The 13,728-nt window shown below is 68.7% G+C and carries 11 protein-coding genes, 1 tRNA gene and 2 pseudogenes; 8 read left to right on the top strand and 6 right to left on the bottom strand.

What is annotated here, in order from left to right; all coding sequences use genetic code 11:
• Positions 1-715: 715 nt before the first annotated feature.
• The 6 genes and pseudogenes from ACIP5O_RS19045 (at position 716) to ACIP5O_RS19020 (ending at position 6,646) form a co-directional block, all read left to right on the top strand.
• Complete coding sequence (locus ACIP5O_RS19045) at positions 716-1,528, top strand: hypothetical protein (RefSeq protein WP_401294693.1); 813 nt, start codon at positions 716-718, stop codon at positions 1,526-1,528.
• A 336-nt stretch (positions 1,529-1,864) separates the two neighbouring features.
• Positions 1,865-2,716: a methyltransferase domain-containing protein gene (locus ACIP5O_RS19040; RefSeq protein WP_401294691.1), complete on the top strand. Its 852-nt coding sequence runs from the start codon at positions 1,865-1,867 to the stop codon at positions 2,714-2,716.
• A pseudogene (locus ACIP5O_RS19035) lies at positions 2,713-2,906 on the top strand (transposase); the annotation flags it as partial. The gene ACIP5O_RS19040 and the pseudogene ACIP5O_RS19035, both read left to right, overlap by 4 nt.
• Before the next feature lie 390 nt (positions 2,907-3,296).
• A tRNA-OTHER gene (locus tag ACIP5O_RS19030) sits at positions 3,297-3,378 on the top strand.
• Between the two features lie 1,349 nt (positions 3,379-4,727).
• Positions 4,728-5,555 carry a serine/threonine-protein kinase gene (locus ACIP5O_RS19025; RefSeq protein WP_401294689.1) on the top strand — a complete coding sequence of 276 codons (828 nt, stop codon included), beginning with the start codon at positions 4,728-4,730 and terminating at the stop codon, positions 5,553-5,555.
• Positions 5,552-6,646 (top strand): transporter substrate-binding domain-containing protein, encoded by a 1,095-nt coding sequence (locus ACIP5O_RS19020; protein ID WP_401294687.1) that lies wholly within the window; start codon positions 5,552-5,554, stop codon positions 6,644-6,646. The genes ACIP5O_RS19025 and ACIP5O_RS19020 overlap by 4 nt, the downstream gene beginning before the upstream one ends.
• Positions 6,647-6,826: 180 nt before the next feature.
• Here the strand turns inward: ACIP5O_RS19020 and ACIP5O_RS19015 are convergent, their stop codons facing one another.
• The 3 genes and pseudogenes from ACIP5O_RS19015 to ACIP5O_RS19005 form a co-directional block, all read right to left on the bottom strand.
• Positions 6,827-7,369 (bottom strand): sugar O-acetyltransferase, encoded by a 543-nt coding sequence (locus ACIP5O_RS19015; protein WP_401294685.1) that lies wholly within the window; start codon positions 7,367-7,369, stop codon positions 6,827-6,829.
• 365 nt (positions 7,370-7,734) lie between these two features.
• Positions 7,735-8,426 (bottom strand): annotated as a pseudogene (locus ACIP5O_RS19010) (transposase); the annotation flags it as partial.
• Positions 8,427-8,436: 10 nt separating this feature from the next.
• Entirely contained in the window at positions 8,437-8,826 is a 390-nt protein-coding gene (locus tag ACIP5O_RS19005; RefSeq protein WP_401294683.1) for a hypothetical protein, read from the bottom strand.
• A gap of 424 nt (positions 8,827-9,250) precedes the next feature.
• Here ACIP5O_RS19005 and ACIP5O_RS19000 point away from each other — a divergent pair, with 424 nt between their 5' ends.
• Positions 9,251-10,588 (top strand): hypothetical protein, encoded by a 1,338-nt coding sequence (locus ACIP5O_RS19000; RefSeq protein WP_401294681.1) that lies wholly within the window; start codon positions 9,251-9,253, stop codon positions 10,586-10,588.
• A gap of 38 nt (positions 10,589-10,626) precedes the next feature.
• On the opposite strand, the gene ACIP5O_RS18995 is transcribed toward ACIP5O_RS19000, so the two are convergent.
• From ACIP5O_RS18995 to ACIP5O_RS18985, 3 genes are all read right to left on the bottom strand, one after another.
• Positions 10,627-11,025 carry a DUF3592 domain-containing protein gene (locus tag ACIP5O_RS18995; protein ID WP_401294679.1) on the bottom strand — a complete coding sequence of 133 codons (399 nt, stop codon included), beginning with the start codon at positions 11,023-11,025 and terminating at the stop codon, positions 10,627-10,629.
• Positions 11,026-11,216: 191 nt separating this feature from the next.
• Complete coding sequence (locus tag ACIP5O_RS18990) at positions 11,217-12,053, bottom strand: helix-turn-helix domain-containing protein (protein ID WP_401294677.1); 837 nt, start codon at positions 12,051-12,053, stop codon at positions 11,217-11,219.
• Complete coding sequence (locus tag ACIP5O_RS18985; RefSeq protein WP_401294675.1) at positions 12,050-12,994, bottom strand: helix-turn-helix domain-containing protein; 945 nt, start codon at positions 12,992-12,994, stop codon at positions 12,050-12,052. Before ACIP5O_RS18985 ends, ACIP5O_RS18990 begins: the two co-directional genes overlap by 4 nt.
• A 264-nt stretch (positions 12,995-13,258) precedes the next feature.
• Here ACIP5O_RS18985 and ACIP5O_RS18980 point away from each other — a divergent pair, with 264 nt between their 5' ends.
• Positions 13,259-13,687: a hypothetical protein gene (locus ACIP5O_RS18980; RefSeq protein ID WP_401294674.1), complete on the top strand. Its 429-nt coding sequence runs from the start codon at positions 13,259-13,261 to the stop codon at positions 13,685-13,687.
• Positions 13,688-13,728 lie beyond the last annotated feature (41 nt).

Below are 13,728 nucleotides of genomic sequence, written 5' to 3'. Positions count from 1 at the left end.
GCGCCCGCCGCATCTCGTGGCCACACACATCACACGTCACAGCCGGATCCTGTCATGCAACGCCACACCCGCCGTCGGCAGCGGAGTCTTCGACCAAACCGCATTTTGTTAGGAGTTCTTACAGCCGACAGCCGGTCCAGGCAGGAACGAGCGTGCCGCGGACAGTCGACGGCGCCCCCGGGCCGGAGGGGCCGGCCCGGGGTTCGACGCGCTCATTCGACGCGTTCACCGGTAGCCGGGCGAGAAGCCGGATTCGCCGTGCTGCTCGTCCTCACCATCGCGCGATTTCGCCTCATCGGTCTGTACGAGGCGGGCACGGACGGGGTCCGGGCAGTCGGCCGCCGGGCGGGCGGGCCGGGGAACCGGCGCCTTCGTCCTTCACGACGGTCCCGCCCTGCTCGTGGAGGACGGCGAACGGCACACCGTACTGCCACTCTTCCGGCGCGGCACCGTCCGCAGGTCCGTCGAGGAAGACCGGTGGGAGCAGTTCACCGCCGGGCAGCACAGGCCGTATCAGCGTTGTAGTAGAAGCGACGGACAGCTCCGGCACCTGCGGAGGGGTCTGGGCCCGTAGAGGTGCTGCATGTGGAGCCGGAGACCTCGGCGGTCTGTTACCCGATGTCGTCTCCCGCCCGTAGGCTGAGGCTTTCGGTCTCCCGAAAACCCTGTCGAGAGAACTCCGGCGGGCCCCGCGATGTCGTTGGAGAAGGTCAACGTGCTGGACGAACTGCGCTTCGAGCAACCGGTGGGAACCGTCCCCATCAGTCACCGGGGCGAAAGCCTGGCGCTCCTCAAAGGGCTCGGCGCGCACGCACTGCGTCTGGAGCTGGAAGTGCGGCTCCCGGCGGTCGCCGAGGCGGGCCGGGTCCTGATCCTGGAAAGCGATCTGTACGCCCCCGCCGGCGCAGGTTCGCTGCTGTGGCTGGGGTCTGCGGCCGTGACGGTGCCCTTCGAACCGGGCGCCGTCGAGCAGCCGCACCTGCAGTACGTCCTTCCCAACACCCTCGTGAGGGCCCTGGAGGAACGCCGATACGGCGACCTGCACCTGGAACTGAACGTACGGGCCGTGCTGCCCCAGGCATCCGTACATCCGGGCTGCCCCGACGTGCGGCTGCGCCTAAACATCGCCGAAAACCACTGGCTCCGGGAGCTCGAAGGGCTGGGCCGCTCCCTCGGTGTGGAGATGCTCGTTCCCTTCCCCGCCGACGATCGGCCCGGACGGAAGGCGGCCGATCACCTGCTTCAGGCGCAGCGCCGGCTGCGGGAGGACGACATCGACGGCGCCCTGCTCAGTGCCCGCCGCGCCCTGGAGTACATCGAGCGCAACAGTGGCTGGGGGCGGCCGGGGAAGAAACCGAAGCGTGAACGGAACGTGGGCGAGCGCTGGGCCGTGATCCGCAAGGCGCTCGAGGAGCAGACCGCCGTCGGCCCGCGTCAGGGCGGTGCGGACAAGACCTTCACCCACACGCGCGTGGACGTCGAGACGCTCATCACCCTGACCGCTGCTCTGATCCGGCTGGTCGACTGACCGGGCCCTCAGCACGCCCGGACGGCGAGCAGGGGCATGCCGCACAGTCCTCTCGTGCGCCCCGGGCCGGGCGGTGGCGGTTCCAGGCCGTGTCTCTCAACTCTTGGCATGGAGGCTTCGCCGTGCTCGTAGACTTATGACGTGGCATTCATGAGCACCCCGCACTGCTGCTTCCTGTGATCGGAAGGCGCTGAGGGCGATGCCGGACGGCGTTGCCCTCCTTGGTGTGCCTGCTGCGTGAATCACATCCAGATGCTGCCCGTTCCTTCCTGCGGCAGTGACGCTCTGAGCGCGCAGGCACGATCCCTTCCCTTCCCCCCTTGCCAGGAGTGCCTCGTGCCCGTGTCGCTTCCCCCTGCCCTCGATCTGTCCCTCAACCTTCTTCGCTGCCCGACGTGCCGAACGCGCCGCCTGCACCCCGAGTGCGGTGCGCTGCGTTGCCCGGTGGGCCATACCTTCGATACCGCCCGTCACGGCTATGCCAGCCTGCTGACGGGCACCCGTGCCACCAGCGGCGACGACGCGGCCATGGTCCAGGCCCGGGATCGGTTCCTGTCGACCGGCGCCTACGCGCCCATTCGCGAAGTCGGGGCCCGCCTGGCGGCCGTCGCCGTGTCTGAGCAGGGCACGGTGGTGGACGTGGGGTGCGGCACCGGCTACTACCTGGCCGGCGTACTCGATCAGCTGCCCGGCGCCCGTGGTCTGGGGCTGGACACATCGGTGCGCGCACTGCGCTTGGCAGCCCGTGCCCACGACCGAGCCGCCGCGGTGGCCTGGGACGTCTTCCGTCCCTTCCCGCTGGCCGACGAGGCGGCCGATATCGTGCTGGACGTGTTCGCCCCACGCAACCCGGCCGAGTTCCGCCGAGTACTGCGCCCGACCGGCAGGCTGATTGTGGTCCGACCCACCGGACGGCACCTGGCCGAACTGCGTGGGCAGGTGCCTGCGATGGTCACGATCGACCCGGCCAAGGAACAGCGCCTGGACCGGGCGCTCAACCCGTTCTTGGAGGTCGCCGTTACCGAACAGGTTGAGTATTCCGTTCCCTTGACCAGGCTGGATGCCCTGCACCTGGTGGCGATGAAACCGAGCGCACGCCACGTGAGTCGTGCAGACCTGAACGACGGCAGCGTCCTGCCCGACCAGGTCACCGTCTCCGTGCTGGCCACTGCTTACCAGCCTCGGTGACCACGAGCGGGCGCATGCGCTTGCTGACCGACGAGCAATGGACACGCCTGGTGCCCTGCCTTCCCCGCAGCGCGGGGAAGGCAGGGCACCCGTTCGCCGTCGCATCGTCGCAGGGATCATCTACCGATACCGCACAGGTATTCCCTGGAGAGATCTGTCCCGCGAAGCATTCGGTCCCTGGCAGACGGTAGTGAGCCTCTTTCATCCTGTGCTGGAGGGTGAAAGAGGCTCACTGTCGTGAATCACCGATCATCACACAGCGCAGCCTCGCCCGCGACTACGAGCAGCAGCCAGCACACTCCGGAACCATGACCCGATGGGTCATGTCGGCACTACGCTTCAGCAATCTACGACCAGCCGAAAAAGGTTTTCCAGGGACTATGGCTCCTCGCTGGTCAGGCATACTCCTGAACGCCCCACAAGGGTCCCTACGATCGTCATGAGGTACCCCGCTGCAGAACGGGTGCCGATGGGAGCCGGTACCGGTTCCATCACTCCCCCGAGCACGGCGGGGCCAGCTCCTCCTCGCCTAAAAAATGCGGTGGGTCGCTGCCGTGCCCGACCGTACGATGTCGCAGTGGTCTTCGTCGTCCAGCGGCCAAGGACACCGGTCTCCGGTTCACCCGGAATCGGAAACCCGGGTTCGAATCCCGGTGAAGGCTGTTCCCCGGGTGCCTTCTGTGCAGGCTCCTTCGGCGGCCGTGGCGGCGGTGGCAACTGGAGCACTCTCAACGCCCAAGCACGGCCGCGTTGTCGATTGCCGTAGGCAGCGCACCAGCGGACGTGGCCGATGAAGGTCGGGGCGGTGAAGGATGGCGCCCTGTGGTCTCGTCCTCGCAGGTGAACCCAGTTACACCGAGGCAGAACGATTCCCCGTCGAACTGCAACACTTCCTACGGCTGATGAAGGCGTCGGACCCTGCGTGTCCACGGGCCCGGGGCCACTACGCCTACAAAAGGAGCCGTTAACCTGCTGCGCGGTACCGCCGCGCTCTGCCTCGCCTTGGCCCCTCTTGTCCTTCTCCCCTGTCGCCGCCGGAGCCACGAGCAGCCACGGCGCGGGCACGGTGGTACCTGTTCCGGCGGTGCTGCCGCTGGAAGGTACTGTCGGACAACTCATCGTCTCCGAGGAGGACCGCGCCATCGCCGACCCCGCCACGCTCTTCCTCCCCCTGGACGACCACGGCCCCACGTCGGCCGGTTCGATGTCCTGGAGCACTCCCGGCGCAAGGCATGCGTCGCCGTTCCGGTCCCGCTCGACAACCGGCCCGTCTGCATCGCCCTGTCCCCGCCCGCCGACCAGCTGCCACGCCTCGTCGATGCCGCCCGGGCCTTGTCGGAGAAGTCAGGTCCGATACTGCTGACTCTCCTGACTTCCTCGGGACTGATCCTGTCCCCAGGCCTTTTCATTGCCCCCAGGCGGTACGCCGACTCCGTGCCCGCCGAGCCCAACGCCACGGCCCCACCGTTCGGAGCGCCCCCGCCCCAAGGCCGGCTTCCTTCGCACAGCCCCCAGCACGAGCGGTCGGCCATGCCGTAGGGCGCAACGGGCTCGTAGTCGATGACCATTCCTACCGGTACTCGACAGAGCACGTTCGGAGGACTGCTGCGCACGATGCTCTGTCACCAGACGTACAGCCTGGCTACGGAGGACTGCGTCACTCTCCTTGGGCGCGAGGTCCAGCCTCTCTGATTGGCTCACAGCGGAGCGACAGAAAAGGTCAGAACAGTTCAACGGGTCTCGTTCACGCTCTTCTGCCACCATCGTGCGGGGCGCGTTGTTCGCTACTGCCAGATCTCATTGTTCTACGTGCGGTTCGGACCAAGCATCTACTGTGGTTTGAATCCAGGTTTCAGGGGGGCGCGTGCAAGACGAGGACAGAGCTGAAGTCGGTGGTGGTCCTGACGGACCATGGGCGGGCAGCACGCCTCAGCAGGTGGGCTCCGGGGCGGCTCAGCAATGGCCCACGACATCGCCCCACGGAGCCTCGCCAACGCCCAACCACCCGCAGGTGGTGATCGAGGGCCGCTACGAGCTGCTGGAACCGATCGGCAGCGGCGGCATGGGCGAGGTGTGGAAGGCCTACGACCGGCGGCTGCGCCGGTTCGTCGCCATAAAGGGTCTGCTCGATCGCAATGCGGTGGCCGCCGGTTCCCAGGCTGCGGCAATGCAGCGGGCGCGCCGGGAGGCGGAGGCCATAGCCAAGATCGAGCACCCGAACGTGGTGACGGTCCACGACCAGGTCGAGACCGACAATCAGGTCTGGATCGTGATGAAGCTGCTCGACGGCAGGTCTTTGGCGGATCTGCTGCGCAGGCAGAGGATGCTCGCGGTACCAAGGGCGGCGGACATCGGCCACCAGGTCCTCCAGGGGTTACGGGCGGTGCATGCGGCGTCAGTCCTCCACCGTGATGTGAAGCCGGGCAACGTACTGGTCCGGGACGACGGGCATGTCATCCTGGTGGACTTCGGGATTGCGACGTTCGAGGGAGCAACCCCGCTGACCCAGTCCGGCAGCATCATCGGCACGCCCCCGTACCAGGCGCCCGAGCTCTTCTCCAGCGGTCCCAGCCCCGCCTCGGACCTGTGGGCACTGGGGATCATGCTGTACGAGATGGTCGAGGGCAGCCTTCCCTTCGAAGGCAGGGAGCCTTGGGAAGTCCAGGCGAGTATCCAGCAGTCGCCGTACCCTTCCCTGCGGCATGCGGGTCTCCTCGCCCCGGTCATCCAGGGTCTGCTGCGCACGAACCCCGACGAGCGTCTGGACACGTCCACAGCGGACAGCATGTTGCGCGAGGTGCTGGGCGCTCCGTCGAACGCCGTTCCCGTCGGGCCGTGACGCATCCGCCGGGACACCGGATGGGGTCCGCCTCCGAGCACGCGTCGGAGCATGCGTCCGTCCCGGCTCTCCCGAGGGCTTCCGCCGCCCCGGTCACTCCGGAGAAGGACTCGAGGTCCGGATTCCGGAAGGGCTCGAAGGGGGCGAAGGGGGCGGTGGCGACGGCTCTCGTCGCGGTGTTGCTGGCTTCCGTCGGCTGGCTGGTGGCGAGCGGAGTCGGCTTGGGTCCTGACTCGGGCGAGAAGGACGAGGCCAGTGGTACTGCCGGCCCGGACGGCCGGGGTGGCGACACCGAGGCACAGGCATGGGCGGAGTGGAGGAAGGCTCATTCTCAGCTGAAGATCGGTGTCAAGGCCGATCAGCCAGGGCTGAGCCTGAGGCAGGGAAAGGATGACGAAGGGAACTACACGTACGCGGGCCTTGACGTCGACATGGCCTACAAGGTCGCCCGGAACCTGGGATACGAGGACAAGGACGTCGAGTTCGTCGAGGTCACGTCCGGGAACCGGGAGAGCCATCTGGAGAGGAAGGCGGTAGATCTCGTCATTGCCTCGTACACGATGCGGGAAAGTGCCGAGATCGATTTCGTCGGCCCGTACTACACGGCGGGCCGGGGGTTCCTGGTGCGTGAGAACTCGATGAGGCACGGGGAGATCAAGGACTCCAGTTATCTGAGGACCAAGAAGGTCGAGGTGTGCACCGCCAAGGGCTCGACCTACGCGAAGGACCTTCCCTCGCTCGGCTTCACCCTGATGAAGTCGCTGCCGGCCACCTACCAATACTGTCTGGAGCAGCTGCTGAGCAACGAGACGAACGTCTACGCAGTGGCCTCGGACGACGCCGTTCTCGCAGGCTACGCCCAGTCGGACAAGGTCAAGATGCTGGACCCGATCGAGGGCACGGAGGAATACGGTGTGGCCATGCGTTCCGGGACGCCGGCCCTGAAGAAGAAGGTGTGCTCGGCGGTGGCGGCGATCCTCAAGGACGCATCGGGGTGGGACGCCATGTACCGGAAGAACCTGGCTCCCCTGCTCAAGAAGCCCACGCCGGGCGTCCCCGACCTGAACCCGGAGGCGTGCCCGGAGAACTGAGTGGAACCGGCGAGGCCTCGGGCTCCGCCGGTTTGTCCCACGTCTTTGAGGGTGGCGATGGCCTGTTCGCCGAGACAGCGGACCTTGACGTGAGTGATGTGGTGGCGGCGCGTCCACCGATCAAGGCGCCGGGTCCGAAGCAACCGGTTAACGGATGCTTTGGAAGCCGGGCCCGAGCCGTCACCATTTCCGGTGCACGGTTGCCTTACTGCCGGTTACCAGGCTCGCTGGCGGGACGTCATCGGCCACGACCGCGCCGGCCGCGATCACGGCGTCGCGGCCGATGCTGACGCCGGGCAGGATCGTTGCACCGGCACCGATCCATACGTTCTCTGCGATATCGATGGGTGCGCCGGTGAGGTACAGCCGCCGTTCCTCGGGATCGACCGGATGGCCGCTGGTGATCAATGTGACCTTCGGGCCGATCATCACGCGTTCGCCGATACGGATGCCGGCGTAGTCCAGGAACGTGCAGTTCTGGTTGATGAAGACGCGTTCGGCGAGGTTGAGGTTCAGGCCGTGGTCCGTGTAGAAGGGCGGATAGATCGTGACCCTGGGCGGCAGCGGCTTACCGAGGATCTGTGCGAACAGTTCCGCCTTGCCCGCTTCGTCTTCGAAGGGCAGGACGTTCAGGCGGGAGGTGAGCTCGGTGACCTTCAGGACCCTCTCGGCCATGGCCTGGAACTCGGCACTGTGTATGCGCATGAGGCGGTCGCTGGTCATGCCGTGATTCTTTCTGTGTACTGGCGGCTGGGCAAGACCGGCCCGATGATCACACCCACGAGGTGGCGGTGACGGCGTTCCTGTGGGCGCGGCACACGGGGGCTCGTCCCGGCCCCGGACGTCTCAGCGGGGCAGTAGTCGCAGGTGCGATCGAAGCGCTGGACGCCGACGCCGTACGGACCGCGATGAACCACGCTCCGATCTCCTGCGGGGTCGCGACCACCGGTTGTACCGCTGGATCAGTGTGTAGTGGTGCGGGGCTCAGCACGCCAGCAGGAATCGCTTGTGCAGAAGCTTGAAGCCGGGTTGACCGTACATCTGGCGTTTGATGGCAGGGACCCGGGCTGCGAGGCGGCGGTCGCAGGGATCTTCCAGGTCTTCATGCGGGCGAGAACGTGCTCGGCACGGCCTGGATCTGCTTGTGAGACATGTTGTATTTCCCTTCTCGGTCCGGTGGTTCGCTCTGGCCGCGCTGCCGACGGTGCGGGATGACGAGTCCGGTGCCCGGGTAGCCGCCGCCGGCGATCGTGACGGCCCTGCTGACGGCTGCTTCAGCCCCTGGTTCTTCCCATGTCTTGCAGTCGTTGCGGTTCCTGGCGAGCGGCCGACTGGCCAAGACGGCCAGGCGGCTGTCGGGGTCGATGACGACCTGGTGGTTGGTGGAGTACCGATAGTTCTTCGACCACTCGGCGATGCTGTGGTCCCGAGTGGGCACCGGGGTCCCGTCCACGATGAGCACGGTGTCCTCGGCGAACCGCTTTCGCGGCTTGTGCGCGAGCATCGGACCCAGATGGTCGATGACGTGGTCCGCCGCCGACTTGGAGGCCCCGAACAGCGGGCCAAGCCGGCGCATTGGTTGGGTTCGGTCCGCCAGGAGGTGGCGACCAACAGTGCCCTGCCCTCGAGCGGAAGGCTCTACGACCGGCTCCTGCGGTTCGCGTCCGCCCCTTCGCGTCGCAGCATGGTCACCGGCTTCCGGAACGGCCTCGGGCCGAGCCCCGTGAACCGCGAACGGACCTGACCAAGGTGACTCTGACGCCGTGATCGCACCGCTCACGCCAAGACCGTCACACCGAGGTCAAGCGGAGGTCCCCGGCCCAACTCTCACAACGGACCCGGCCTGTGGGGAATGTGAGCTCCAGGGCGACGCGCCCGGTGTTCGGTACGTGTTCCTCCCGCGCCTCCAGGACGTTCTCCCCGACGTGGTCCGCGAACGGCGTCTCCTCGCCGATCGTCCCCACGATGACGCGCCCCGAGTCGCCCATGTCGTAGTCGGCGTGCGGCTTCGACGCCTCAACGATCAGACACCAATCCGATCCGGTCGTGAGGCAGGTGGCGGCACCCCGGTCATCGATCAGCCACACGTCCAGCGGGCCCGCGGGGGTAGCGCTGCCGTACAAGTGCCACGAGCCGACAACTTCCGCGAGCCGACGGCCCACCAAGCTCTGCGCGCTCACCCCAGCACCATGAAGCGGGCACTCGTTCGACTTATCGGGTTCCATCGACCGACAGTACCGCCGCCCAATCTCCCAGCTCACAGCGTTATACGGGACAAGCCTTGGCCAAGGCCACCTGTGGACGGCCTTGGCCTGTAGGGGTGAGGAAGGGCTTACGGGAGCCCGCCCGGCAGTACGAGCCGGGGCCCCAGCCTCAACAGCCACGCCATGCCCCCGCCTGTCGGGAATGGGCCAATCAGCGCGTCTCGTCAGGAAGGCGATGAGCCTTGCCGGAGGGCAGAGAACTGGCCACTTTGTAGTACTAGAGTGGCCAATCTCCTTTTTCCGGAGAGCAATTGGTCGGTTGCGCTTCGGACGGCCTCCCCTCTCGGGCACCATACGCAGCGGAAGTGATCAACTACTTAAAGCAACATTTGGGGAAGAGATGCCTCGCAAGCCCGGCCTCGCCGAGATGGTGTCCATGCTGCACGCCACGGTCCTGCACGGGGACCAGAGCCTGCGGGAGGCTCTCAACGAGAGCTTCGACAAGATCGACGGTTCCGGCCGCGACGCCCAGGCGGCGACCTCCCGGGCCGTCGCGGACGGGCTCACCCGGGTCTTCGACGAGGTCAACCGGCTGCGCAAAGACGTCAACGGCGCCGTCAAGCCCGTCTCCGCCGACGTCTTCGTCAGCAAGACCGAGGAGGTCACCGGCCTGCTGCGCGCGGAGCTGACCGAGCTGCGGACCACCCTCAACCACCTCAACGGCCTCGCCCTCACCCCGCCGCCTCCCGCCGCACCCGGTACACCCGCCGCCTTCGCCGGTCCCGATGACCCGGGCACGCCTCTTCAGCCGTCGATCCCCGCCCAGCGCGGCCCCGACCACGAAGACCACATCGCCGGCTCCCCCTCCGCACCCACACCCGCATCCGGGCCGCAGGCCAGCGGCGGGGAGGAATTCGGGTCGGGCACCTCCGGTACGGCCGTATCACAGGGGCAGGGTGACGGCCCGACAGGGGAGGAGCCGGCGGCCGAGACCGTGCCGGAGGCGACAGAGCCGGCGCTGTCGGAGGAGTCCGTGCGCCAGGCCGTCCGCGAGGTCCTCGCTCGGGAACTCACTCCCCTCATCGAGCAGTTCACCACCTCGGCCAGCACGACCGAGGAACAGCGGAACGCCGACGTCGCCGAGCAGCTGCGCGAGACGGTCCGCGAGGTCGCCGGGCAGGTCAGGGAGGAGCTCACCACCGTGCTGGAGGAGGCCCGTACCGGGTTCGCCTCCCTCGCGCAGGAGATCGCCGCACTGCGTACGGTCGTCGACGAGTTCCGGGCCCGTCCCGCCGAGACCTCCGAGCCTGTGCAGGTGAGCGAGGAGCACACCGACCTGCTGCGGACCGCGGCCCGCGTCTCCTCCGCCGACCTGCGCTGCCACCGCGACACCTGGGAGTTCCTCACCGCCCGCACCGCCGGCCATCCCCACTTCCGTGTCCCGCCGCGCGTCACCGACGAGGCCGACGAGCGCGTCTTCGCCCCGTTGTCCGGCCGCTCCCTGATCGCCCTGCTGATCAGCCTGCACACCGTCACCAGCTCCACCCCGGACGGCAGCGGCGACCAGGAACTCGCCGCCACGCTCTACGAGCGGATCAAGCAGCGTCTGACCCGTCTTGGCACCGGCGAGGGCGAGCGCGTCACCATCGCCCTCGACGACCGCGTCACCCCCGAGTCGACCACCGACGGCGACGACCAGGACGGCAAGACGGGGACACGGAACGGCTGGGGAGCGTAGAAAGAAGCGGGCGACGGGCCCTGGCCTGCGGTGGTAGGTCACAGATCGTTTCGGATTGCCTCGACGATGACGAACACCCCGAAGGCGAGGATCAGCGGCGCGATGCACAGCTTGAAGACCACCACGCCCGCCCGTTCGCCCTCTGACGGGTTCTCGGGGTCGTAGACGACGGGGATCGTCGTGCCGACCTTGAGGCCGGGCCAGGTCTGGGCGGAGCTGGTGGTCTCGATGGTCTGCCCGTCTTCGGTGGTGAACCGGAAGACGGTCGAGCGCCGCTTCACCCCCGGGCGCGATTCACCGTCCTCGCGCCCCACCACCGTGCCCGTGGTACGTATCAGACGTGAGCGCGTCCGCAGGTGGCCCATCAGCAAGGATGCGGCGGCCCAGGCGAAGCCGGCTCCTGTCGCGACGTGGAAAAGTAACGCCCATACCTGCATTTCGTCCTCCCGGACGTCGGGTGGCTTCCGCATGGACAGGGACGCCGGCTGTATTTTCCGGAGGCGCCCGCGGGAAGACGGAACCTGTCAAGGTCCTTGCTCCGTACGCTCCTTGCCGCGCGCCGGTCCTACGTGTCCGGTCCGGCACCCGAGACGCCGACAAGACCGGTCATCAGAGCGGCGTGAGGCACTCAGCCGAAACACTCCGGCTCTCCGCGCGTCGGCATCAGGCAGACCCGCGCGGTCTGGGTGCCGGGGCCGTCGGCGGCGGCCATCGGTGTGGCGATGTACGTTTCCACGCCCTGCCGGCCGGTCGCAGCGAGGTGCTGCGACCGGCCGTCCGGCATCCTCATCTCCACGCGGTCGCCCGGCTTGAGGCCCGTGGCGCGAACCCACACCGCCCGGCAGTCCTCGCCCTGCCGCAGCTCCAAGCGCTGTCCGGCCCTGCCGGTGCGCTCCACGACGGTGAAGGCCATCCCGGCGCCGCCGCACCCCATCGTCTTCGGGTCCTTGCCCTCGCACGTCACACCCTTGCAGCCGGGGTTGCGGATGGCCGGCTCGCCGGTGTCCGCGAGGGAGCCGTCGCCCCGGGGCGCCAGGGTCAGCCCGCCCAGGCCGAGCAGCACCACCGCGCCGACCACGGCGCCCGCAGCCCACCACCGCGGATACCGCAGTACTGGTCCCGCGCTCGCGCGCGCCGGGCGCCGGGCCGGCAGCGGGCCGCCGTCCTGTGCGCCGGGCTCTCCCGGGGCGGGCCCGGGCAGCGCGGACCGGCCGCTCCAGACCGCGTCGGCCAGTTCCCACAGCACCAGGAGCCGGCCGGGCGGTTCGCCCGCCATCGCGCACAGCGACTCGACGGCCTGGCGCGGCACCGGCTTCTTCCCGTTGAGGTAACGCTCCCAGGACGACTTGCTGTACGACGTGCGCGCGGCGAGCGCGGCCAGGCTCAGCCCGGTGGACTCCCTCAGCTCGCGCAGCGCGGCGGCGAGCCGGCCGCACTCGGTCGCCACGTCGCTCACCTCACTCACCGCCGCAGTTCCCGCCAGGTGTTGGGCCCGACGATGCCGTCGGCGACGAGACGGCGCTCCTTCTGGAAACGCGTGACCGCCTCCTTCGTGCGCTCGCTGTACAGTCCGTCGGCCTCTCCCGGGTCGATGCCGTGCTGCCGGAGCAGGCACTGGGTCTCGACCACGTCGAAGCCGGTGCTGTTGATGTCCAGCAGCATCTCCCGCGTGGGACTGTGCCCCGCGCGCAGCTCGCCGTCCTCCCGGCGTACCTCGCAGGGGTACGTCTGCCCCCGGCGGTACCCCGTCGCGGAGGGGTCGGTCGCGCCGGAGCCTTCGTCCCGCCACGCACCGGCGACGAGCAGGCCGGCGACGAAAGCGACGGCGACGGCGAGCACGGCCGACACGAGCACGTGCCCCAGCCGTACCGGTCGTCTCGTCCACCGGTCGCCCGATCCGCCGTCAGATGCCTCGTCCGGCGGTACGACATGCCCTGCTGCTCCCCGTCCTGCCTCCGCGGCCGCGACGCTGTCGAGACCGGTCGGGGCGGTTTCCCGCGTGGGGCCGTTGCCGGAACCGGGGCTCCCGGCAGCGGTGCCGGGATCCGGAGAGCCGGCCGGTCCGGCGCCCGCCGCGTCCGGGGCGGCGCCGTCCGGGGTCTCCGTCCTCCTGCCCGGGCCGGACGGCGCCGCCGGTGCCCCGGCCCGGTCCCCCACCGCCACCTCGTGAAGCACGACCAGTCGCGTCGCGTCGGCCCCGCAGACCCGGGCGAGCTCCTCCACGGCCCGGCGCGGCACCGGCTGCTTGCCGTTGAGGTAGCGCTCCCAGGAAGAGCGGCTGTAGCCGGTGCGGCCCGCGAGCGCGGCCAGGCTCAGCCCGCTGTGGTCCTTCAAACGGCGCAGCTGTACGAGCAGTTGCCGTTCGCGCTCCCCCAGGCCGGCCGGTAATTCCTTCCATCGAGCCATGTTCCGTCCCCCTTCATCCACTGCGTGGACTCCGGAAGAGAGGCACGGGTTCCCGTCCGCTGCGTCCCACGGTCCGATCCGGACAGTCCGGCCGTCCCACCGTCGCCGCGTGGGACGCGGCATCCCAGCAGGTCAGAACGGGGGGCGTCCCACCCTGCCCCATCACGGGAGGCACGTCTGGACCGGCCGAACCTGACGCAGGAAAGTCGTTGCCACGAAGCCGGGCGGCACCGCCCCCGGCCCACCAACGGAGGGAACACGACCATGAACCTGCGCAGGAACCTCGCGCTCTCCACGGCGACCGTGATGCTCGGCGGCGGTCTCGCACTGGGCGCCGCCCCGGCCGTCTCCGCCGCCCCCGCGGCCCCGGCCACCGCCCAGGCGAGCTGGACCAACGTCTGGAACGCCAACGTCAGCGGGGACTACCTCAAGAGCCACGGCAAGAAGTGGGTCTCGCAGGGATACAAGCTGCCCCGCGGCACCAACATGGCGCGCGGCGTCTTCACCTGCTGGGGCGGCGGCAACGCCAAGCTCAAGGTGCTGATCGTGGACACCGGCAAGTCCGTCACCAAGCAGCACCGGTGCAACGGCAAGAAGCACTACGCGACCATCGCGTACAAGCGCGGCCAGACCGTCAAGCTCGTCCTCAACGGCTCGAAGAACACCCGCCTGGAGGCCTGGGCCGGCCGCTGACCCGACGGGACCGGTCAGGCGGCAACCACACGGGGGGGGTG

Source organism: Streptomyces sp. NPDC088915 (assembly GCF_044749825.1).
Lineage (GTDB): Bacteria > Actinomycetota > Actinomycetes > Streptomycetales > Streptomycetaceae > Streptomyces.
Note: the sequence above shows the minus strand (reverse complement) of the source record. Positions and strands in the feature narration are given on the sequence as shown.

Bases quoted from the DNA above. Each gene is read 5' to 3' on its own strand.
- ACIP5O_RS19015 (WP_401294685.1), bottom strand. From the start codon at position 7,369: ATGACCAGCGACCGCCTCATGCGCATACACAGTGCCGAGTTCCAGGCC.
- ACIP5O_RS19000 (WP_401294681.1), top strand. From the start codon at position 9,251: ATGCCTCGCAAGCCCGGCCTCGCCGAGATGGTGTCCATGCTGCACGCC.
- ACIP5O_RS18995 (WP_401294679.1), bottom strand. From the start codon at position 11,025: ATGCAGGTATGGGCGTTACTTTTCCACGTCGCGACAGGAGCCGGCTTC.
- ACIP5O_RS18985 (WP_401294675.1), bottom strand. From the start codon at position 12,994: ATGGCTCGATGGAAGGAATTACCGGCCGGCCTGGGGGAGCGCGAACGG.
- ACIP5O_RS18980 (WP_401294674.1), top strand. From the start codon at position 13,259: ATGAACCTGCGCAGGAACCTCGCGCTCTCCACGGCGACCGTGATGCTC.